Source organism: Gordonia sp. (in: high G+C Gram-positive bacteria) (genome assembly GCF_052106715.1).
Taxonomy (GTDB): domain Bacteria; phylum Actinomycetota; class Actinomycetes; order Mycobacteriales; family Mycobacteriaceae; genus Gordonia.
In genome coordinates this window covers 1-21,518 of record NZ_JBQEDL010000022.1, presented here as the reverse complement: position 1 = coordinate 21,518, position 21,518 = coordinate 1, and the positions used below count along the sequence as shown (strand labels likewise).

General features: G+C 65.5%; 20 protein-coding genes. 13 read left to right on the top strand and 7 right to left on the bottom strand.

All coding sequences use genetic code 11. The features are described 5' to 3' along the window. Positions 1-3: 3 nt before the first annotated feature. The gene (locus tag ACTIMF_RS12280) at positions 4-1,020 is read right to left on the bottom strand and encodes an NADP-dependent oxidoreductase (RefSeq protein ID WP_442350577.1); all 1,017 of its coding nucleotides are present in this window, start codon (positions 1,018-1,020) and stop codon (positions 4-6) included. 110 nt (positions 1,021-1,130) lie between these two features. Here ACTIMF_RS12280 and ACTIMF_RS12275 point away from each other — a divergent pair, with 110 nt between their 5' ends. Then, complete coding sequence (locus ACTIMF_RS12275) at positions 1,131-1,589, top strand: MaoC/PaaZ C-terminal domain-containing protein (RefSeq protein ID WP_442350576.1); 459 nt, start codon at positions 1,131-1,133, stop codon at positions 1,587-1,589. 13 nt (positions 1,590-1,602) lie between these two features. Here ACTIMF_RS12275 and ACTIMF_RS12270 read toward each other — a convergent pair whose 3' ends face one another. Continuing rightward, on the bottom strand, positions 1,603-3,279 hold the full coding sequence (locus ACTIMF_RS12270) for a TIGR03767 family metallophosphoesterase (RefSeq protein WP_442350575.1): 1,677 nt from the start codon (positions 3,277-3,279) through the stop codon (positions 1,603-1,605). A 288-nt stretch (positions 3,280-3,567) separates the two neighbouring features. Between ACTIMF_RS12270 and ACTIMF_RS12265 the strand changes: the two genes are divergently transcribed. Further along, positions 3,568-3,981 carry a rhodanese-like domain-containing protein gene (locus ACTIMF_RS12265; RefSeq protein WP_442350574.1) on the top strand — a complete coding sequence of 138 codons (414 nt, stop codon included), beginning with the start codon at positions 3,568-3,570 and terminating at the stop codon, positions 3,979-3,981. 40 nt (positions 3,982-4,021) lie between these two features. Then, positions 4,022-5,545, top strand: coding sequence for a lysine--tRNA ligase (lysS, locus tag ACTIMF_RS12260; RefSeq protein ID WP_442350573.1), 1,524 nt, complete (start codon positions 4,022-4,024; stop codon positions 5,543-5,545). A 9-nt stretch (positions 5,546-5,554) separates the two neighbouring features. Here lysS and ACTIMF_RS12255 read toward each other — a convergent pair whose 3' ends face one another. The 3 genes from ACTIMF_RS12255 to ACTIMF_RS12245 all read right to left on the bottom strand — a co-directional run bounded on the left by ACTIMF_RS12255 (position 5,555) and on the right by ACTIMF_RS12245 (position 7,500). After that, on the bottom strand, positions 5,555-5,962 hold the full coding sequence (locus ACTIMF_RS12255) for a hypothetical protein (RefSeq protein WP_442350572.1): 408 nt from the start codon (positions 5,960-5,962) through the stop codon (positions 5,555-5,557). 98 nt (positions 5,963-6,060) lie between these two features. Further along, complete coding sequence (locus tag ACTIMF_RS12250) at positions 6,061-6,477, bottom strand: hypothetical protein (RefSeq protein ID WP_442350571.1); 417 nt, start codon at positions 6,475-6,477, stop codon at positions 6,061-6,063. 156 nt (positions 6,478-6,633) lie between these two features. Next, entirely contained in the window at positions 6,634-7,500 is an 867-nt protein-coding gene (locus ACTIMF_RS12245) for a LuxR C-terminal-related transcriptional regulator (RefSeq protein ID WP_442350570.1), read from the bottom strand. 40 nt (positions 7,501-7,540) lie between these two features. Here ACTIMF_RS12245 and ACTIMF_RS12240 point away from each other — a divergent pair, with 40 nt between their 5' ends. Further along, the gene (locus tag ACTIMF_RS12240; RefSeq protein ID WP_442350569.1) at positions 7,541-9,097 is read left to right on the top strand and encodes an AMP-binding protein; all 1,557 of its coding nucleotides are present in this window, start codon (positions 7,541-7,543) and stop codon (positions 9,095-9,097) included. 88 nt (positions 9,098-9,185) lie between these two features. Then, the gene (locus tag ACTIMF_RS12235; RefSeq protein WP_442350568.1) at positions 9,186-10,721 is read left to right on the top strand and encodes a DUF222 domain-containing protein; all 1,536 of its coding nucleotides are present in this window, start codon (positions 9,186-9,188) and stop codon (positions 10,719-10,721) included. A 20-nt stretch (positions 10,722-10,741) separates the two neighbouring features. On the opposite strand, the gene ACTIMF_RS12230 is transcribed toward ACTIMF_RS12235, so the two are convergent. Beyond that, a complete protein-coding gene (locus ACTIMF_RS12230) occupies positions 10,742-12,301 on the bottom strand; it encodes a FadD3 family acyl-CoA ligase (RefSeq protein WP_442350567.1) in 1,560 nt (519 codons plus the stop codon). Between the two features lie 42 nt (positions 12,302-12,343). Here ACTIMF_RS12230 and ACTIMF_RS12225 point away from each other — a divergent pair, with 42 nt between their 5' ends. From ACTIMF_RS12225 to ACTIMF_RS12190, 8 genes are all read left to right on the top strand, one after another. Continuing rightward, positions 12,344-13,606: an acyl-CoA dehydrogenase family protein gene (locus ACTIMF_RS12225; protein WP_442350566.1), complete on the top strand. Its 1,263-nt coding sequence runs from the start codon at positions 12,344-12,346 to the stop codon at positions 13,604-13,606. Next, the gene (locus ACTIMF_RS12220) at positions 13,603-14,424 is read left to right on the top strand and encodes an SDR family oxidoreductase (protein ID WP_442350565.1); all 822 of its coding nucleotides are present in this window, start codon (positions 13,603-13,605) and stop codon (positions 14,422-14,424) included. The genes ACTIMF_RS12225 and ACTIMF_RS12220 overlap by 4 nt, the downstream gene beginning before the upstream one ends. A 32-nt stretch (positions 14,425-14,456) precedes the next feature. After that, complete coding sequence (locus ACTIMF_RS12215; protein ID WP_442350564.1) at positions 14,457-15,614, top strand: acetyl-CoA C-acetyltransferase; 1,158 nt, start codon at positions 14,457-14,459, stop codon at positions 15,612-15,614. A 201-nt stretch (positions 15,615-15,815) separates the two neighbouring features. Next, positions 15,816-16,655, top strand: coding sequence for a mycofactocin-coupled SDR family oxidoreductase (locus tag ACTIMF_RS12210; RefSeq protein ID WP_442350563.1), 840 nt, complete (start codon positions 15,816-15,818; stop codon positions 16,653-16,655). A gap of 17 nt (positions 16,656-16,672) precedes the next feature. Continuing rightward, complete coding sequence (locus ACTIMF_RS12205) at positions 16,673-18,427, top strand: flavin-containing monooxygenase (RefSeq protein ID WP_442350562.1); 1,755 nt, start codon at positions 16,673-16,675, stop codon at positions 18,425-18,427. 12 nt (positions 18,428-18,439) lie between these two features. Beyond that, a complete protein-coding gene (locus tag ACTIMF_RS12200) occupies positions 18,440-18,925 on the top strand; it encodes a nuclear transport factor 2 family protein (RefSeq protein WP_442350561.1) in 486 nt (161 codons plus the stop codon). A 120-nt stretch (positions 18,926-19,045) separates the two neighbouring features. Further along, the gene (locus tag ACTIMF_RS12195) at positions 19,046-20,554 is read left to right on the top strand and encodes an aldehyde dehydrogenase family protein (RefSeq protein ID WP_442350560.1); all 1,509 of its coding nucleotides are present in this window, start codon (positions 19,046-19,048) and stop codon (positions 20,552-20,554) included. Positions 20,555-20,655: 101 nt separating this feature from the next. Next, positions 20,656-21,255, top strand: coding sequence for a TetR/AcrR family transcriptional regulator (locus tag ACTIMF_RS12190; protein WP_442350559.1), 600 nt, complete (start codon positions 20,656-20,658; stop codon positions 21,253-21,255). A gap of 9 nt (positions 21,256-21,264) precedes the next feature. On the opposite strand, the gene ACTIMF_RS12185 is transcribed toward ACTIMF_RS12190, so the two are convergent. After that, the coding region (locus ACTIMF_RS12185; RefSeq protein ID WP_442350558.1) for a methyltransferase at positions 21,265-21,518 on the bottom strand (254 nt) is incomplete at its 5' end.

Here is a 21,518-nt window from a genome sequence, read left to right as displayed (position 1 = left end):
GTATCAGATGCGCACTAGCATCTTTCCGGTGTTTGCGCCGTTGAGCATGTCGAGAAACGCCTGTGGGGCGTGTGCGAGTCCGTCGACGATCGTCTCGTCATACCGCAGACGGTCCTGTGTCAGCCATGCTCCGGTCTCGGCGAGGAAGTCCGGGCGGCGAGCCGCGCTGTCGCCGACGATGAAGCCGCGCATCGTCAGACGTTTCGTGACGAACTGGTACATGTTGTCCGGGCCCGACGTGCGCCCGGTCGTGTTGTAGTTCGAGATGGCGCCGCACGCGGCGATTCGCCCATTGTCGTTCATCGACTCGATGGCGGCCTCGAGATGGTCGCCGCCGACATTGTCGAAGTAGACGTCGATACCGTCGGGCGCGGCGTCCGCCAGCTGCCGACGGACGTCGCCGTCGTGATAATCGAATGCGGCGTCGAACCCGAGATCGTCGACGAGGTGGCGGACCTTATCGGCATTCCCCGCGCTTCCGATCACGCGCGGCGCACCGCGGAGTTTGGCCATCTGGCCGACGATGGAACCGACGGCGCCCGCCGCCCCGGAGACGAACACTGTGTCGCGAGGGCCGAACGACGCGATGTCGAACAGGCCGACATAAGCGGTGAATCCAGTGAGTCCGAGCACGCCGAGGTGAACGCTCGTCGCCAGCCCGTCATCGGGGAGCGGGAGTGCCGAGGACGAGTCGAGGACCGCGTACTCCCGCCAACCGAGGCCGTGGGACACTCTGGTGCCGACGGGTAGCGCGTCGGAGCGGGTCGCGATCACCTCGCCGACGGCTCCGCCGGTGAGCGGCTCGCCGAGTGCGAACGGCGGGACGTACGACTTCGCGTCGTTCATCCGTCCCCGCATGTATGGGTCGACGCTCATGAACTCGTTGCGGACCAGTACCTGATCGGCGTCGAGGTCGGGGACGGCGACGGTGGTCGCTTCGAAGTCGGTGAGGGCGGGTTCGCCCACAGGACGAGCCGCGAGATGGATCTCAAGGGATTGCGTGGGCCGTGCGTCGGACATGTCGCTCCAGTTCTCGTACGTGTGAAACCTCCTCCACACCTACTCCGACCGCGCGAGCATCAGCAGCCTTGGCGTCGGTGAGATGTCGCGCACGGGATACGGTTCGGTGCATGGAGAAGCATTACGCCGACGTTGTGAGATCGGGCGATGTCCATCGTCTCGGGGAATACGCCCTCACGCAGGAGTCGATCATCGCCTTCGCCGAGCAATGGGATCCGCAATGGTTCCACGTGGACCCCGACGCCGCGGACAACGGTCCGTTCGGGGGCCTCATCGCAAGCGGCATCCAGACTCTGGCGATCTATCAGAAACTCGCCGTCGAAGCCGTGTTCGACAAGTTCCACGTCCTCTGCGGGAAAGAGGTCACAGACGTCCGGTTCTGGCAGCCTGTACGACCCGGCAGTGTGATCACCGGGACGATGACGACCACGACGGTTCGCCCTGAAGCGGGCCGCGGGCGAGCGCTCGTCGCCTACGACGTGGAGCTGACCGACAAGGACGCAGGTGTCGTTCTCACCGCGGTGATGACCGTGTACATAAAGCTGCCCGAGGACCACCTGGGCTCCTAACGCCACCGACCGCTCAGCGCAGCGGGTTCGCCAGCAGCAGTTCGCAATTGCGGTCCGCTGCCGTTCCGGCCCGGTCCTCGAGATGGATGTCGTTGAGCGAGAACTCGCGGTACAGACTTGCCAGGCCTTGCTGTGTCAGGTTCGACGGGTCGGCGGTGTACGGCCCGTCGGCTTCGATCAACGGCGTGAAGACGCTGATCGTGCCGTCCTTGTTGTCGGCCACCTCGATGATCCGCGCGAGCTGGGGGAAGTCGATGTGGCTTGCGGTGTTGATCTCCCAGAAGCTGTGCTCAGGCGTCGAGCCGCGGTGCGGTGTCACGGCGTTATTATGGGTGTGGCCGTTGACCCAGGCGATCACATTCGGGTGCGCCTTCAACCGTTCGACGAGGTGCTTCCCGTCGAACTGGGCTTGCCCCGGCGTCTCTGGATTGGGCAGTCTCGCGGTCATCGTGGTGGACGTGTGATGACTGAAGACGATCACCAGGTGGTCGGCGTGCGCACGGATCTGCTTGGAGATCCAGTCCAGTTGCTTCTGGCTGATGGAGCCGTCGGCGATGCCGAGACTGTTCGTCGTGTTCATGGCGATCCCGAGTACGCCGGGAGCGATCTGGAATCGGTACCAGCTGGGGCCGTCGGGGTCGGCGAATCCGTGTCCGACCGGGCCTGCGCCGGTGATCGACGGGTCGAAGTGTCTGCGAACGAACTCGCGTGGGGAATAGGGTCGTCGTCGCGGGTCTGCCGTCGCGGGAAGGAGGGGGCCGGTGGCCTTGAGCTTCGCGAGCAGCGGTACGACAGACGACGGGGCGCTACCGAGCGCGTTCGCGATCGCGCCGACGGTCGGGTCGGTGCCGGGCAGATCGAATTTCGCGTCGCCGAGATACAGCCAGTCGATCAGGTTGTTCGGCACGGTGCCGACCATCTGGTCGTCGTGGTTGCCGAAGACGGAGTACCAGCGCATGTTCAGGCCGGGGCTGACGTGGGCGCGGATCGCTGCGTGCAGAAGCCCGGGGACGGTGGGGAACCCGCGGTCCTTGTACTGGTCGGGGGTGTCGATTTCGGGGCGGTAGTACATCGCCGATCCGTCCGATTGAACGCCTTCGAACCGAGTCGGATGCCCGGTGTTCGGGGTGATCTTCCCGCCCGCGAGGAGTCGTTGGTACCACTCGAGCTCGACGATCTCGTGGTTGTCGGTGTTGTCGCCGGTAGAGACCACGCAATCGAACGCGCGAGCCGTGAACGGCCCGCCCGAGAGTGCGTTGATGCGTTTGACGAGTGCGACGGCGGCCTGCGTGCCGAGCGCCTCCTGCGGGCGGTATGCGGGTCCCTGCAGGGGATGGACGTATTCGAAGCGCGCGGGGCTCTGGACGTCGGTGATATGGATGTCGGTGAGCTGGACGAACGATGCCAGACCGGTCCGAGTCGAATCGCGTCTCGGTCTCGCGGCGGCGAGTTCTTCGCGCACGTACAGGGGCCAGCCTCTGCCTTCGACGAGTTTGCGGTACCCCTTCTTGTCCGGGCGTCCGGCGACTCCGACCTTCGCGAGGGTCGTTCCGGCGGCGTCGGCCGACGACGTGGCTCCGGGCTCGGCGTGGACCAGGCCGGCACTGATCGACGACGCGATCGAGGATGCCGCGACCGCCCCCGCGGCTGCAGCGCTTGAACGCAAGAACGAGCGGCGAGACATACTCATGGAACCGACTGTAACGTGTGACACTGCAACGTGTGACACTGCCGAATCGGCCGGGTTCCTGATCGATCGATCTGCAGCGGCCCAGATCGTGGACTGCACTCCGGGGGCGGCGACGGCGATTCTGCTCACTCGCGCGCAAAACTCTGGAAGACGACGCACTGGTGTGGCAGAGTCCTCGTCGTGATCAAGAGCTGTCAGGAGTGTTGTCAGGACTGACGTCCCGCTGTGCGTGGACGGTCCTGTGTCTCGACCTACCCGCTCGTTCGATCACCATCCGAGGAATCCCTCATGACTGTTGTGATATCTGCACCCGTGTCCGCTCCCTTTGTTCCGGTACCGCTGTCAGTTCAGGCCGACCGTTTTCGTCAGGCGCTCGCCGACGGGGCGATCGCCGTCGACCTGCGTGACGCCGCATCGCACCGACGGTTCGGTGCACTGCTCGGCGCCTTCGCGGTGGACTCCGCCGAGGCGCTCGATCTCCTGAGTCCCGATTCGCCGTCGGCGCTTCGGACGGCGACCGCGGACGCCCTGTGGGTGCTCGTCTCCGAAGACGGGCACGACGCCGAGTTGCTCGCCTGGCATCTTCAAGCACGAGGAGTCATCGGGGCGCGTTTCGTCGTCGGCGGTCATCGCGCGTTGCGTGAACGCGGGGTCAGTGGCTCGGTCGGCGCCGACGCACTCGGCCTGTACGACCCGCGTTGACGATTGGCTCCCGACGGCTGCGGCCAATTACCCTAGTCGGGTGAGCCAGCACCAGAGTGACGAGCAGATCCGCGAGGACGATCAGACCCCCGAACAGCTGCGCATCCGCCGGGACAAGCGCGAGCGCATTCTCGCTGAAGGGCGCGAGGCGTACCCCGTCGAGCTGGCTCGTACGCACACTCTCGCCGAGATCCGTGCCGAGTACTCCGACCTCGAGGCCGGTATGGAGACCGGTGTTCAGGCCGGTGTCGCGGGACGCGTGATCTTCATCCGCAACAAAGGCAAGCTCTGCTTCGCCACTCTGCAGGAGGGGGACGGCACCAAGCTGCAGGCGATGCTCTCGCAGGCCAAGGTCGGCGAGGACGGCCTCGCCTCGTGGAAGGCTGACGCCGACCTCGGCGACATCGTCTTCGTCCACGGCGAGGTCATCTCATCACGAACGGGCGAACTGTCGATCATGGCCGACGAGTGGCAGATGGCGTCGAAGTCGTTGCGCCCCTTGCCCGTTGCGCATAAGGAGATGAACGAGGAGTCGCGGGTCCGTCAACGGTACGTGGATCTGATCGTCCGCCCCGAGGCTCGCGAGACCGCACGGACCCGCGTCACTGCGATGGCTGAACTGCGGCGGTTCCTCACCGAACGCGACTTCCTCGAGATCGAGACGCCGATGCTGCAGACGCTGCACGGCGGTGCGGCGGCTCGTCCGTTCGTCACCCATTCCAATGCCTTCGACATGGACCTGTACCTGCGGATCGCGCCGGAACTGTTCCTCAAGCGCGCCGTCGTCGGCGGTATTGAGCGAGTCTTCGAAGTGAATCGCAACTTCCGGAACGAGGGCGCCGACTCGACGCACTCGCCCGAGTTCGCGATGCTCGAGACCTACCAGGCGTACGGCACCTACGACGACGCCGCCGTTTTGACGAGGGAACTCGTCCAGGCCGTCGCGCTCGGGGCGGTCGGCACGTTGACTCCGACGATGCCGGACGGGTCTACCTACGACCTGTCGGGCGAATGGAAGTCCGTGTCCATGTACCCGTCGCTGTCGGAGGCACTCGGCCGCGAGATCGTACCGCTCGAGACGAGTGTCGACGAACTGCTGGCGATCGCCGCCGAGGTCGGACTCGAGGTTCCGAGGGACAAGGGCTACGGCCATGGCAAGCTTGTCGAGGAACTGTGGGAGCACATGGTCGGCGACAACCTCGACGAGCCGGTGTTCGTCCGCGACTTCCCGGTCGAGACATCGCCGCTGGTTCGCGCCCACCGCAGCATCCCGGGTGTCGTCGAGAAATGGGACCTCTACGTCCGCGGCTTCGAACTCGCCACGGGCTACTCCGAATTGGTCGACCCGATCATCCAGCGTGAGCGTTTCGTCGACCAGGCTCGCCTCGCCGCCGCGGGCGACGACGAGGCGATGGTCCTCGACGAGGAGTTCCTCGCTGCGATGGAGTACGCGATGCCGCCTACCGCCGGAACCGGCATGGGAATCGACCGACTCCTGATGGCGATCACCGGCCTGGGTATCCGCGAGACCGTTCTCTTTCCGCTGGTGAAGCCGATCCAGTAGGCCTGCCCATCACCCCTGGGTCGAGTCGTAGTACGTCCAGGGCTCGTGCGAGACGACGCTGCCGTCGGGTGCCAGGATCTCAAGCGCGTCGGGGCGGACGTGGTAGGCGTAGCCGTTGTTGAAGGCGTGATAGCCGCTGCTCGCGTAACGCGCGGTCGGGACCACGAGGGTCTCACCGGTCGACTTTGCGAGTCCCTTGTACGTGTAGTCGACCGCGTGGCCGGGATTCTGGCAGATGACGATCTGCGACGATGCCGACTCAGCCTTGACGAAGGTCTGGGCGGCGCATGCGGGCCCGCCGGGGAAGCCGTCCCCATAACCGGGGTCGGCGGCGGCCTGTCCGGTGCCGAGGACGGCGCCTGCGGCGAACAGTGCGGTAGCGGCGGTCAGGCCTGCGGTGCGGATTCGGTTGCTCATATGTGTCTCCTCATTTCGCTCGCATGATCTGCTCGTGATTCCAGTGTGTGCCCGAGAATCCGCGGTGTCGTTCGTCCGAACTACACCGCGGATCGCGGTCACCGCTGGTAGTAGTACGTCCACGGCTCACTGGAGACCACCGAGCCGTCGGGGGCGGTGATCAGCAGTCGGTCGCGGTGCACGTGGTACGTGTAGCCGTTGTTCACGGCGTGGAATCCAAGCGAGTCCTGGGTGGCGCCCCAGATGTCGACGGTGTCACCCGTCGTCGTGGCCTCACCCTTGTACGCCCAGCCGGTCGGGCCTTGCACCGGGCAGATCACCACCTCGGAGACCGCCGAGGACGCCATCACCTGGACTGGCCCGTTGCAGTAGGGTCCGCCGGGGAATCCGTCCGCCGAAGCCTCGCCGGCGCCGACCAGAGTGGCGGCGGACAGACCTGCGGCAGCGATCCCGGCGATCGCGATGCGGGTGGCGAGAATGTGAGTACCGCTCGTGTGGTTCGTGAGCTTGCGCATGATGAACACGTCCTCTCGCAGGCGGCGGCAGCGGCCGGCCGATCGATGCCTGCGGATCGGGGTTGGGTCAACGTCGACCGCTACTGGGTATGTCGGACAGTGTCCGACGCCACGTTAGGTCGCTGTCGTTCAAACAGATGAACGACGACGGCGAGCTCAGGGAAGAAGTCGTGCGCGACGCGCGTTGACGACCGCTTCGAAACGGGTCGCCGCGTTCAGCTTGGTCATCAGCGACTTCACATAGTCCTTCACCGTGTAGACGCCGATGCCGAGGTGGCCGGAGATCGCCCGGTTCGACAACCCCGCACCGAGCAGTCCGAGGACGTCCTGCTCGCGCGCAGTGAGATGGACGGTCGGCTCGTCGGCGGGGTTCTGGTGCGCGAGATCTGCGGCGATCTCCAACATGCGCGCTCGTACCGACTCGTCGCCGACGGAGTCTGCGAGTGCCCGCAACTGCATGTACGAGTCGTGGACCCGGGTCCGCCAGGCTGCGAGATCACGCTCCTCGTCGTCAGTGCGCAGGGTGGACAGGACGTCGGAGACCGCCAGCTGTTGTTCCACGGACCGCGCTTCGTCCACGACGGCGTCGAGCGCGGAACCGAGTTGTTCCTGCGCGGTCCGTCGTGCGGCGTACAGGACGCCGATCTGTCGCCGACCGACGATGATCGGCGCCGCCACGATGGCTCGGAGGGCTTCGGCTCGGATGATCTCGTCGTAGGTGTGCGTGATGAGCGGCGAACGCACGTAATCGCCGATGGCCTCGGCGCGGGCGCGTCCGACTACTCGGCCACCGAGGCCGTGGCCCGGGTCCAGGTTCGCGCCCCGCAGCGGACCGACCAGGTCTCCGTCGAACGAGAACAGTTCGATGCTCGGAGCATCGCCGGGCAGGACGCGACCGGCGAACGCGAGGGTCGCACCGGTTCGCCGCCGCAGTTGCGCGAGCGGACGGCGCAGCGTGCGGGCCAGTTGTTCTGCAGGAGCACCCCTCTTCAGAGGGTTGCCGGTGTCGGTCGTCACATCCATCATTGTGTCATCCCGCAGGTCGAGTGAGTGGAGGACGGGCATGAACGACGCTGCACGAGAAGGCGCAGACCTGCAGGTCGCCGACTGGCTGGACGTCTACGGGGCGCCGGACGCGAGTGTGGCGAACCTGCTGTGCGACCGCCACGATCGGGACGCGGTCGCGTTCACTCTCGTCGAGCCGGACTTGTCATCGGTTGAGTTCAGCTACGGGGAGCTCGCGGACGAGTCACGGCGCATGGCGACGGTTCTTGCGGCACACGGCGTGGCGCGCGGAGACCATGTCCCGGTCCTGCTCGGCAAGCGCCGCGCGCTGGTCGTGACACTTGTCGCGCTGTGGCGGATAGGTGCGGTGCACGTTCCGCTGTTCACCGCGTTCGCCACCGGTGCGATCGCTCTGCGAGTCGAGGGGGCCGATGCGCGGATCGTGGTGACCGATGCGTCCCAACGCGACAAGGTCGACCCGATCGGCGCAGTGACCGTTCTCGATGTCGACGACCTGGTCGCCGAGGCGGAGGCTGCGCAGCCGTCCACCGACGATGCGGCGGTGGGCGGCGACGGCGTGTTCGTCCAGTTGTATACGAGCGGGACGACGGGGAAGCCGAAAGGAGTCCCGGTGCCGATGCGAGCACTGGCGTCTTTTCAGGCGTACCAGCACTTCTCGCTCGACGTCGCCGAGGACGACGTGTTCTGGAACGCCGCCGATCCCGGCTGGGCGTACGGCCTCTACTACGCGGTGATCACGCCGCTCGTCACCGGGCGCACGAGCCTGTTGTTCAATGCGGGGTTCACCCCGGACTCGACGGTCGAGGTGCTCAAGAAGTTCGGTGTCACCAATTTCGCGGGCGCGCCCACCATTTTTCGAGCACTGCGCGCGCATGCAGACACGGCGGGAGTGGCATTGCGTCGCGCTTCGTCGGCAGGCGAACCGCTGACGCCCGATATCGTGGAGTTTGGCCGCACGCAGCTCGGATGCGAAGTGCGCGATCACTACGGTCAGACCGAGATCGGCATGGTGATCGGCAATCACTGGAACGTCGACGTCGCGATGCCGCTGAGGCCGGGGTCGATGGGCCAGCCGATGCCGGGCTATGCCGCCGGAATCGTCGACGGACAGATCGCGATCGAGGTGAAGGCCAGTCCGGCGCTCTGGTTCACCGGCTACGACGCAGCACCGGAGAAGACTGCGGAACGCTTCACTGACGACGGCGCCTGGTACCTGACCGCCGATACCGGAAGAGTCGACGACGAGGGCTACTTCTCGTTCACTGCGCGCGACGACGACGTGATCCTTGCGGCCGGGTACCGCATCGGGCCATTCGATGTGGAGAGCGTCCTGGTGACGCACGCGTCTGTCGCCGAGGTGGCGGTTGTCGGGCGACCGGATCCAGAAGGGATCCGCGGCGAGGTGGTCGAGGCGTTCGTCGTCCTGAATGCCGGTTTCACCGGCGACGATGCGCTCGCGACCGAACTACAGGCGCTGGTCCGTGACGAGTACTCGAAGCACGCGTACCCGCGGGCCGTCCACTTCGTCGAGTCGCTGCCGAAGACGCCGAGTGGCAAAGTGCAGAGATTCGTTCTGCGCGCGGAACAAGCGTGACGCTAGTCCACCGTAATCGAAAATAAATTTGTTAAAAGTGTTGTATAGATCACTCTCACGTTCTACTATTAGAACATACATTCGATTCTTGCCGAATCGGCAGAACGGGGGAGTCATGTCGGTCAACGGGTGGTCTGATGTCGACCTGGCGCCAGTCGGAGTCGGCGGTAAGGCTGGCAGCGCGGTCCTCAATGCTCTGTATGCGGGCGAGGGGTACCTCGCGTTTCTGCGGTTCCAAGCGATCTACGCGATGCTGGTCGAGGCTGCCGGTTCGGCGGGGGTCGCGCTGGACGCAGCCGACCGTCGGGTGGTCGATGTCTTCGCAAGCGTCGCTCGTGAGGTGTCGACGGCACTATGCGTCGCGGCGAGAACTGCGGACCGGCAGGTCGATCTCGCAGTGGAGGCGTCCGAGCGGCTGCCGCAGGTAGCGCGACTCATGCGTGACGGTGTGATCAGCGTGGCCGCGTTCGGCGATGTAGTGCTGCAGACGACCGGGGTGCAGGACGCCGACCTGGTTGCAGCCGTCGATGCCGCCACCGCTGCCGAATTATCGGAGATGGGAGGGGTGTCTCGCAAGGACGCAGCCGACACCGCTCGCCGCATGGTCGCCGAGACCGATCCGGGCGGTCTGCGTGAACGTCGGCAGGCGCGGGGCAAGGGTGTCAACGTGTCGCACGACGTCGACGGCTCCGACGTCACGATCGCCACCACTCCGGAGGACGCAGCCCTGATCGATGCGAGCGTGAACTCTGTCGCCGATCGGGTGTGCGAGAACGATTCGCGCTCATGCGGCGTGCGCCGCCACGACGCAGCTGTCGCGCTGCTGACCGGTGGCGAATACGGTTGCACCTGCGGTGTTGCCGACTGCGGTGTCGTTGTGTCGCAGGAAGAGGTCGCCGCCCGCTTCGCCAAGATCGTCGTCCACGTGGTCGCCGATGCGGGCACGATCGCGGGCGATGCGGACAAGGCAGGCTGGCTGGACGGTTTCGGGGTCATCGACCCGCACCACGTGCGGGAGATCGCCACACGTCGTGACGCGGTGCAGCGGCCTCTCGACGTCGCGGGTCTGGCAGACGGCGCCGCGCAGGCAGGTAATCCGTACCGCCCGACGGCCGCTTGTGACGTAGCGATGCGTGCGGTGTTCGGCATGTGCGTCGAGCCCGGTTGCGGGCGCCCGGCGTGGCGATGCGACCTGGACCACGTGTGCGAGTTCAACCATGACGATCCGTCGGCGGGCGGCGCGACTTGCCTGTGCAACCTGAACCCGAAGTGCCGTTTTCACCATTTGTGCAAGACCTTCGGGGAAGGGTGGATCGACGATCAGATCACCGACGCGAATGGGGTGATCTGGACGGAGATCACGTCGCCGACCGGATACACGGTGCGCTCACGAGCGCGGAACCATTGGCTGGTTCCAGGCCTCGGCCTCGTGCCGTGCAGTCACGGCACGCCGTCCGCTCCGGGCGCGGTCGACCACGGCGATCAGCCGATGCGGTCTCGGTCGCGCACGACGGCCAAGCATGCGTATCGCAATCGCATCCGGTCGCACCGACGGTACGTCCAGGCATGCGCCGATGCTGCGCGGAAGGTGGAGTTCGAGTCGGCGGGCCCGCCACCGTTCTGACCCGTGCTGTGTGCGACGCGTCAGGCCAGTTCCCGCTTGAGTACTTTGCCCGATGGGTTCCGAGGAAGCGCCTCTACGAACTGGATCGAGCGTGGGATCTTGAAGTTCGCGAGATGCTCACGCGCATACTCCAGCACGTCGTCGGCGGTCACCTTCGCGTCGGCGGTCGTCGTGACGAACGCGCGTCCGACCTCTCCCATCCGCTCGTCGGGGACGCCGATCACGGCGACCTCAGCGACTCCGTCGACGCGGGCGATGACCTGCTCGACCTCCGCCGGATAGACGTTGAATCCGCCGCAGATGTACATGTCCTTGAGTCGGTCGGTGATCGTCAGATTGCCTCGTTCGTCGAGAGTCCCGACGTCACCCGTGTGCAACCACCCATCGGGGTCGATCGCAGCGGACGTCGCCTCGGGGTCGTCGAGATAGCCACGCATCACCATCGCTCCGCGTGTCAACACCTCACCCTCGTCCGACAGCTTCACCTCCATGCCCTTGTATGCGCGGCCGCACGTCGTGGCGACGGTGACGTCGTCGTCGCCGGCGCGGCAGGTCGTGATGAATCCACTCGTCTCGGTCTGCCCGTAGGCGGTCAGCACGGCCGCGACACCGAGGTCGGCTTGGATGCGTTCGATGAGGACGACCGGAACGATCGTCGCGCCGGTCACCACCAGACGCAACGAAGAGAGGTCGTAGTCGGAGCGGGACGGATCGTCCAGGACGGTCTGGAAGATCGTCGGTGCGCCGGGGAAGACGGTCACTCGCTCGGCGTCGATCAACCGCATGGACTCGGCTGGAGAGTAGACGGCGAGCGGGAGCATCGTGACGCCGAGCAGTAGCGACGGCAGGATTCCCGCCTTGTAGCCGAACGTGTGGAAGTACGGATTCACCATCAGATACCGGTCGGCGTCGGTCAGTTCGCCGTTCGACGCCCATGCGCCCGCGCCCGCGAGGGTGTGCCGGTGCTCGGCCAGGACGCCCTTCGGTGCGCCGGTCGTTCCAGAGGTGAACAGGATGTCGGAGAGATCATCCTCGGCGACCGCGTCCGCCCGCAATCGAGCTGCGGCCAACGACTCGTCGGATACCTCAAGGAATCGGTCCCAGGTGATTGCGCCCGCTTCGTCGATGCCCGAGTCGAGTGGGATGCCGACCACCGTTCGGCCGGTCGCGATCGGCGACGCGATTACCTCGGCCAGCCGGTCGATACCCGCAAACCCACCCGATGCCACGATGACCTTCGCGGCCGCTCGATCGACGATGTCGGACGCCTCGCTCACCGTGTACCGAGTGTTGAGCGGTACGAGCACGGCACCGGCATAGTGCGTGCCGAGCGCGGCGATCGGCCAGTGGTGGCTGTTCGGCGCCCACACCGCGACCCTCTCACCCGGCTCGACGCCCGCGTCGATCAGACCCGCGGCGAAGTGTCGCACCCGGTCGGCCAACTCGCTCCAGGTGAGCCGCACGGGGTCGGCCCACTGTTCATCGATCACAGCGGTCTTCTCGGGCCAGAGTTCTTCGGCTCGGTGCACAGCGGCCGGAGTGGTCTGCGGTGCGAGAGTAGGAAGGGGCGTCGGAGGCATGAACAAAACCTAGCAAATGCTTGCTAGGTTAAGCTAGATGCCATGACGACGATCAATCTTGCCGATCGGGCCGTCGACCTCGGCGAATGGGCTGCGCGCACGCCAGATGCGGACAGTGTCTTCGAGAGCGCGGTCCGCGACTGGCTCGCCGAGAACCTCGTGGGCGGCTTCGCAGACCTACGGGGCCGCGGTGGCCCGGGCAGCGAACACGAGTTCTTCGCCGAACGTCTCGAATGGGACCGGCATCTGGCTGCCGCCGGGTGGACGTGTCTCGGCTGGCCCGTCGAACACGGCGGGCGTGGGGCGACGATCGGGCAGCGGATCATCTTTCATCGCGAGTATGCGCGTGCCGCTGCGCCCGCGCGCGTGAACCACCTCGGCGAAGAGTTGCTGGGCCCGACGCTCATCGAGTACGGCACGCCAGAACAGCAGAGGCGGTTCCTTCCGCACATCGTCGACGTGACCGAACTCTGGGCGCAGGGCTACTCCGAGCCAGGTGCAGGAAGCGACCTTGCCGGCGTCGCGACCTCAGCGGTGCTCGACGGCGACAACTGGGTGATCAACGGTCAGAAGATCTGGACTTCACTCGCTCATCTGTCGCAGTGGTGCTTCGTGATCGCCCGCACCGAAAAAGGATCGGCCAGGCACAAGGGCCTGAGTTTCCTCCTCGTTCCGCTCGACGCCGAGGGCGTGACGATCCGCCCGATCCAGCAGATCACCGGAACGTCCGAGTTCAACGAGGTGTTCTTCGACGACGCGAAGACCTCTGCCGGCCTCATCGTCGGCGAGCCCGGCGACGGCTGGAAAGTCGCGATGGGACTCCTGCAGTTCGAACGCGGTGTGTCCACCCTCGGCCAGCAGGTCGGATTCCGGCGCGAACTCGACGATCTGATCGCGGTCGCGAAGCGCAACGGCGCGATCGACGATCCGGAGATCGCCACGCGCTTGCGTCGCGCCAAGGTCGGACTCACCGTTATGGAGGCGAACGCGCGTCGCACCCTTGCTGGGGACATCGTCTCCGAGGCGAGTGCGGCATCGGTCACGAAGCTCCTCTGGGGCAACTGGCATCGCGACCTAGGCGAGCTTGCGACGGCGGTCGTCGGAGCCTCCTCACTCCTCGGCCCCTCCGCGACGACCGAGGGCCGCGCCAACGACATCGCCGATCCCGAACACGTGGAGCTCGACGAATGGCAGCGACTCCTGCTGTTCAGTCGCGCCGACACCATCTACGGCGGATCGAACGAAGTACAGCGCAACATCATCGCCGAGCGAGTCCTCGGCCTACCCCGAGAGGCACGCCCGTGACAACCCCACCTAAAACCTCGACCCCGTCTCCCCTCGCGACCCCACCCACCGAGGTGCCAGGCCACGATCTGCTCAAGGGCAAAAAGGTCGTCGTGACGGCGGCGGCAGGCACCGGCATCGGGTTCGCCACCGCACGTCGCGTTCTCCTCGAGGGCGGCGACGTCCTCGTCTCCGACTTTCATGAGCGCAGGCTCGGCGAGACAGTCGACAAACTGGCTGACGAGTTCGCCTCCGATCGCGTGGAGTCACACATATGCGATGTGTCGAGCACCGAGCAGGTCGACGGGCTGATCGCCGCAGCAGCCACGAAACTCGGCCGTATCGACGTCCTTGTGAACAACGCGGGACTCGGCGGGGAGACTCCCGTCGCCGACATGACCGACGAGCAGTGGGACCGCGTCCTGGACATCACGCTCAACAGCACGTTCCGTGCCACCCGGGCGGCACTGCGCTACTTCCGCGAGGCCGGTCACGGTGGAATTCTCGTCAACAACGCGTCCGTCCTCGGGTGGCGTGCACAGCGCGGGCAGGCGCACTACGCGGCGGCGAAGGCAGGCGTCATGGCGCTCACCCGCTGCTCGGCGGTCGAGGCCGCCGACTACGGCGTCCGTATCAACGCGGTCGCGCCGTCGATCGCGAAGCATCCGTTCCTGGCGAAGGTCACCACCGACGAACTGCTCGACGAACTCGAATCCCGGGAGGCGTACGGCCGAGCCGCGGAAGTTTGGGAGATCGCGGCGACCATCGCGATGCTCGCCAGCGACTACACCACCTATCTGACCGGCGAGATCGTTTCGATCTCCAGCCAGCGCGCCTGACGTCGCGCATCAACATCAAAGGAGTCTCAGACGTGACCGCACCGCAGGCCTACATCGTCGACGCCGTCCGCACCCCGGTCGGTAAACGCAGGGGATCGCTCGCCGCAGTCCACCCGGCCGATCTCGGCGCCCACGTGATCTCGGCGATCGTCGAACGCACCGGCATCGATCCGCACGCGGTCGACGATGTGATCTTCGGTTGTGTCGACACGATCGGACCGCAGGCAGGCAACATCGCCCGTACCGCGTGGCTCACCGCAGGCATGCCGCTCGGCGTTCCCGGAACGACTGTCGACCGGCAGTGTGGATCCAGTCAGCAGGCCATCCACTTCGCGGCGCAGGCCGTGATGAGCGGGACTCAGGACGTCGTCCTTGCCGGCGGCGTGCAGAACATGAGCGCCATCCCGATCAGCCAGGCGATGATCGCCGGACAGGAACTCGGCTTCACGACGCCGACCGCGGAGTCGCCCGGGTGGAACAAGCGCTTCGGCGACGCCGAGATCAGTCAGTTCGTCGGCGCCGACATGATGGCCAAGCGGTGGGGCATCTCGCGCCGCGACATGGAGGAGTGGTCGCTGCAGAGCCACCAGCGGGCCAAGGCTGCGATCGCCGCCGGCCGCTTCGACAACGAGTACGTACCGCTCGGCGACTGCGTGGTCGACGAGTGCCCGCGCGAGACCTCGCTGGAGAAGATGGCCTCGCTCGACGTCCTCGCCGAAGAGTCTGACCTTACTGCTGCCGTGGCGTCGCAGATCTGCGACGGCGCGTCCGCGACTCTCGTCGTGTCGGAGACGGCGCTCAAGGAGTACGGGCTCACCGCTCGTGCCCGTATCCATCACATCTCGGTGCGCGGCGACGACCCGGTGATGATGCTCTCGGCGCCGATTCCCGCGACGAAGCACGCATTGGCGAAGGCGGGGCTGAACATCGACGACATCGACGTCGTCGAGATCAACGAGGCATTCGCTCCCGTCGTTCTGGCCTGGCTCAAGGAGACCGGAGCGGACCCCGCTCGGGTCAACGCGAACGGCGGCGGGATCGCATTGGGGCACCCGCTCGGCGCCACCGGCGCCAAGCTGTTCGCGACATTGTTGAACGAACTCGAGCGGACCGGCGGACGTTATGGACTCCAGACGATGTGCGAAGGCGGCGGCACCGCCAACGTGACGATCATCGAACGTCTCGGCTGAACCCACGACGAGTGCCACACTGCGGGCGATCACCTCGAAGGTGATCGCCCGCAGTGCTTTTCGCCGTTCCAATCCTTGTCGGCATCGACGCTGGTATGGCATCACGTGCAGTCGGGAAGGTTCGGGAATGTGACATTGACAACACCCAAAACCAGTGTAATCGTTATCAGAGACAGGGGAACTCGACGCGAGGAGCGGGCAATGGGCAGGTTGGACGGCAAGGTCGCATTCATCACTGGAGCGGCACGAGGCCAGGGGCGCAGTCACGCGATCCGATTGGCGCAGGAAGGCGCCGACATCATCGCACTCGACGTCTGTGCGCCGATTCCGAGCGTGGAGCGGCTCTACCCGGGTGCGTCCGACGACGATATGGCCGAGACGATCGACAAGGTCAAGCAGTTCGGAGGGCGCATCGTGTCGGCGAAAGCCGACGTGCGCGACTACGACGCCGTCGCGAAGGTCGTCGCCGACGGCGTGACCGATTTCGGCGGAATCGACATCGTCAGCGCCAACGCGGGCATCTTCGTCTTCGGCGACCCGTCGCATCTGGTCAGCGAGAGCGACTGGGACGAGGTCCTCGACATCAACCTCAAAGGTGTCTGGCATACGTGCAAAGCCGTGACCGTGCCCATGATCGACGCGGGAAAGGGCGGGTCGATCATCATCACCAGTTCGACAGCGGGAATCAAGGGCACACCGAATGTCGCGCCCTACACGGCGAGCAAGCACGCCGTGGTTGGACTCATGAAGACACTCGCGCTCGAATTGGCGCCCCACTCGATTCGAGTCAACACCATTCACCCGACCGGTGTGGCCACCGACATGATCCTCAACGAAGCGGCGTTCAAGCTGTTCCTGCCGGATGAGGAGCATCCGACCAAGGAGCAGGCGGCTCCGGTGTTCACCACGACCAACGCACTGCCGGTTCCGTGGGTCGAAGCGTCCGACATCAGCAACGCGCTGCTGTTCCTGGCGTCCGACGAAGCCCGGTACGTCACGGGCAACGAACTCAAAGTCGACGCAGGTTACTGCATCAAGTGATGCGGGAGAGCTGACGGATGACCGAGCTTCTAGAGAATTCCGACGAACTCGATGGGGAGGCGATTGCGTCTGCGTGGGCGGACCGCTTCACCGAAGGACTTCGGGCGGGTCAAGGCGCACCGTCCCTGTTCGTCGACGACGCGTGGTGGCGCGACCTGCTCGCCTTCACCGGCGACCTCCACAGCAGGCAGGGTGTAGCGGTGCTGGATCAGCAACTCGCCCGTGCCCGCGGCATCCTTCTCGGGTCAGTGCGCGTCGCGGCTCCACCGGAGTTCGCCGCTGTGCTGCCGGGCGACGACGGCCTCGTGACAGCCTTTCTCACGTTCGACACCACCGACGGCCGAGGTCAAGGCCTGGTCCGTCTCGTCCAGTCGGATGGTCTCTGGCGTGCGGTGTCGTTGTTCACCACGCTCGAAGAACTCCGTGAGTTGCCGTTCGCGGCCGGTGGCGCGCGTCCGGACGGCAACTCGGTGGACGGGCGGACGTGGCACGCACGGAGGGCGGCGGAACACGATCTGGCCGACGGCGAGCCGGACGTCCTCATCGTCGGGGCCGGACACAGCGGTCTGGGGCTCGCCGCGTACCTGCGTGCGATGGGCTTGCGCCCCTTGCTTATTGACCAGAATCCACGAGTCGGCGACAACTGGCGGCGCCGCTACGAATCGCTGGTTCTCCACGACCCCGTTCATTACGACGAGATGCCGTTCTTCCCGTATCCACAGACGTGGCCGGTGTTCGCACCCAAGGAGAAGATGGGCGATTGGCTCGAGCTGTATGCGTCCGCTATGGAACTCGACGTCTGGTGTTCTACGACTGTCGAGGACGCCGAACGCGTCGGCGACCGTTGGCGGGTAACGCTGCAGAGCGTCGCCGGTGATGGCAGCGAGAGCGGGCGAACGGTGGCCCCCGCGCACGTCGTCCTCGCGACCGGCGTCAGCGGTACCGTCCCGCTCACGCCGCAGGTCCCCGGCGAGTTCGACGGACCAACGATGCATTCGAGCGGCTACCGCGGTGGTGGTTTCGGCGGAAAGCACGTCGTGGTGGTCGGTACCGGCAACAGCGGACATGACGTAGCCCAGGACCTCGTGGAGCACGGCGATCGAGTGACGATGATCCAACGTGGGCCGACCTACGTGGTCAGCGCCAGTGCGGTCGGTGAGGTGATGATGGGCGCGTCCTACTCCGACACGTCGCCGCCGACCGCGATCTCCGACTACCTCGGTGCTTCGTCGCCGCATCTGTCGGCGGCGACGACTGCGGGGCTGCAAGCAGCGACTGCGGCGATGGCCCAGCACGACGCCGAACTGCATCGAGGTCTCGACGCCGCAGGTTTCGCGCTCTCGCGCGGCGACGACGGGACTGGCTCGATGCGGCTGTTCCTCGGCCGAGGCGGCGGCTACTACATCGACGTCGGCTGCAGCCGGTACATCATCGACGGCACTATCGCGGTCCGATCCGGTGTGTCGGTCGAAGGCTACGAGGGGTCCGACGTCGTGCTGTCGGACGGCTCTCGGGTCACCGCTGACGCCGTGGTCCTGGCGACCGGATTCGGCGGAATGGAGAACACGGCGCGGGCGATCTTCGGCGACGACCTCGCGCAGACGTGCGGACCGGTCTGGGGACTCGACGACGAGGGCGAGGTGAGGGGCGTTTGGCGGCGCACCGAGCAACCGGGCTTCTGGTTCGCAGGCGGCAATCTCGGCTTTGCGCGCATGTACAACCGCTATCTCGCGTTGGCAATCGGCCAGGACCACCTGGCCGCCAGAAACTAGAAGGGCAACGACATGACGATCGACGAACTCCTGCAGACCGAAGAGATCCGGCAGCTTCGCATCGGATACTCGAACTATTTCGACGGCCACGACGTAGCGGGCCTCACGACGCTGTTCTGTGAGGACGCGGTGTGCGAGTTCCCGGCGGAGTACGGCGGAGACTGGGTCGGCCGTGACACGATCATCGCGAACTTCACCCGGGAACTCGACCGACTGGGCGAGCCGTACGACACGATGCACGTCGTCACGAACCCGTGGATCACGTTGACCGGACCCGACAGCGCCCACGGCCGCTGCTACCTCATTGATCTGCTGACCAGACAGCAGGCCGGTAGCGGAAACGTCACGACCAAGGGCGGCCACGCGAACCCGCTCTTCTATCTGGGCATGTACGAGGACGACTACCAGAAGGAGGACGGTGTCTGGAAGTTCGCGCGCATCAAACTCCCGTTCTTCTGGCCGGATCGGACGTTCGAGTCGGTCAAACACCCGGACTGACTCGGCGCGGCCTCCCGGCCCGGTCGGGCCCCTGTGATTCGCCACACGATGCCGGTACGATGGGATGAGTTTCAGAATTTGTCTCAACCGAGGGCAGTTCGTCATGAAGTGGAGGGTCCTATGACCAAGCCTGCAGAAACCGTGGTGCGAGCCGGCGACAAGGTGTCGTCCGAGTCGCACAGCCTCACCGAACTGCTCGATATTCAGAAGGCTGCGTTTCTGCGGGATGGCAAGCCTGACGCACAGACGCGCGTGGACCGCATCAACCGGCTCGGCCAGATGCTCCTCGATCACGCAGACGAGATCACCGAGGCGCTCAACGAGGACTTCGGTACCCGCCCGAAGGAACTGTCCATCGCGGCAGACGTCGCAGGCTGCATGATCGACCTCACCCACCAGCGGCGAGATGCCGAGAAGTGGATGAAAGAGGAGAAGGTCTCGCCGCTGCAGGGGATCCTCGGCTACAAGCAACGTCTACGCCACGAACCGCTCGGCGTCGTCGGAATCATGGGACCGTGGAACTTCCCGCTGCAGTTGACGATCGTTCCTGCGGGGTCGGCGTTCGCCGCAGGCAACCGCGTCCTCGTGCGTCCCTCGTCTGTCACGGCGAAGACCACCGACGTCATCGCGCGAGTGGCCCCCGACTACTTCTCGATCGAAGAGTTCGCGGTCGTCACCAGCAAGCACGGCGGTGGCGCAGACTTCGCCAAGCTCGACGTCGACCACATGTTCTTCACCGGATCGCCCGAGGTCGGAAAGTCGGTCGCGCAGGAAGCGGCGAAGCACCTCACTCCGGTCACTCTGGAACTCGGTGGCAAGAACCCCGCGATCGTCGACCCGGTGCAGGACATCACCGACGCCGCGAACTTCCTGGCCGATGCCCGCATGATCAACGGCGGGCAGGTGTGCCTGTGCCCGGACTACGTCTTCGTCCCGGAGAGCAAGGTCGGCGAGTTCACCGAGAAAGTGATTGCGCGGTGGACCGAGAACTTCCCGACGATCCTCAAGAACGGCGACTACACCTCGACGGTCAACGAGAAGAACTACAGCCGGATCGTCGGCCTGATCGACGACGCGGTTGAGCTCGGTGCCACGAAGCATCAGGTGATCCCGGCAGGCGAGCAGTTGCCGGACGCGGATGCCCGCAAGATTCCCCCGACGGTCCTGACCGGCGTCAAAGCCGGAATGAAGGTCGAGGAGGACGAGGTCTTCGGCCCGGTCCTCACGGTCTACCCGTACCGCAACCTGTCCGAGGCGATCGACAAGATCAATTCCGCCGGCCATCCCCTCACGCTCTACTGGGTCGGTTCTGACAACGAGAACCTGCAGCGCGTTGCCGACAACACTCGAAGCGGTTCGATCAGCGGCAACGACTTCGCGCTGCACCTGCTCTCGAGCGGGCTTCCTTTCGGCGGCGTCGGCAAATCCGGAATGGGTAGCTACCACGGCAAATTCGGCTTCGACACGTTCAGCCACGCACGCGCGGTGACGGTGTCGACCATGCCGATCAGCTTCGCCCAGATCATGACAGCTCCGTTCACCAAGAGCGACAAGCGTCTGACGAGCATGCAGATGAAGATGTGGCGTTTCCTCCAGGGGCGGGCCTCGCGGAAGTCCGCCAAGCGCTGACCCGCTGGCCCGACCAGCGTTCTCCGTTCCAGCCCTGTCAGCCGACTCCGCTAAACCAAGCACTTGCTAGGGTGAACCGGTAGTCAGCTGAAGGAGGCGTAGTGGCGGCGAAGTCGACCGTATCGGGCTCGGCCCGACGAGACGAACTTCTCGGGATCGCAGGTGAACTGTTCGCCGAACGTGGACTGCGGTCGACGACGGTTCGAGACATCGCCGACGCGGCGGGCATTCTGTCGGGGAGTCTTTATCACCATTTCGACTCGAAGGAGTCGATGGTCGACGACCTCCTGCGCAGCTTTCTCGATTCGCTGTTCGACCGGTACCGCGAGATCGACGCCGCAGGTTTGAGTGCGGCGGACACGTTGCGCCAGTTCGTGATCGCGTCCTTCGAGTCGATCGATACACGGCACACCGCTGTCGCCATCTACCAGAACGAGGCACGCAGGCTGAGCGGCCAGGATCGTTTCTCGTACATTCACGAACGGAACGTCGAGTTCCGGAAACTCTGGGAGTCGGTCCTGGAGCGGGGCGTCACCGACGGCGACTTCCGGAGCGACCTCGATGTCGAACTGGTCTATCGCTTCTTGCGTGACACGGTGTGGGTCGCGGTCCGCTGGTACCGGCCGGGCGGTCCCAAGACGATCGACGACATCGCGGCGCAGTACCTCTCGGTCGTGCTCGACGGCGTGCTGCCGCGCTGAATCGACGGATTAGTCACGTGCCGACGCGGTGACCGTGAACTTGGCGTTCCGCGCGATCTGCCGTGTCGGTCCGACGAGACGTTCGAGCGGTCCGCGATAGCGCAGGTGCGAGTTCCAGACGCACCACAGTTCGCCGCCGCTCTCCAGGACTCGCGCGGCATCGGCGAACAAGTGGTGCGCGATCCCGGTGGACAGCGACGCGGCGCTGGGGAACGGCGGGTTCAACGCGATGAGCCGTTGCGACCGCGCTGGGACTGATTCGA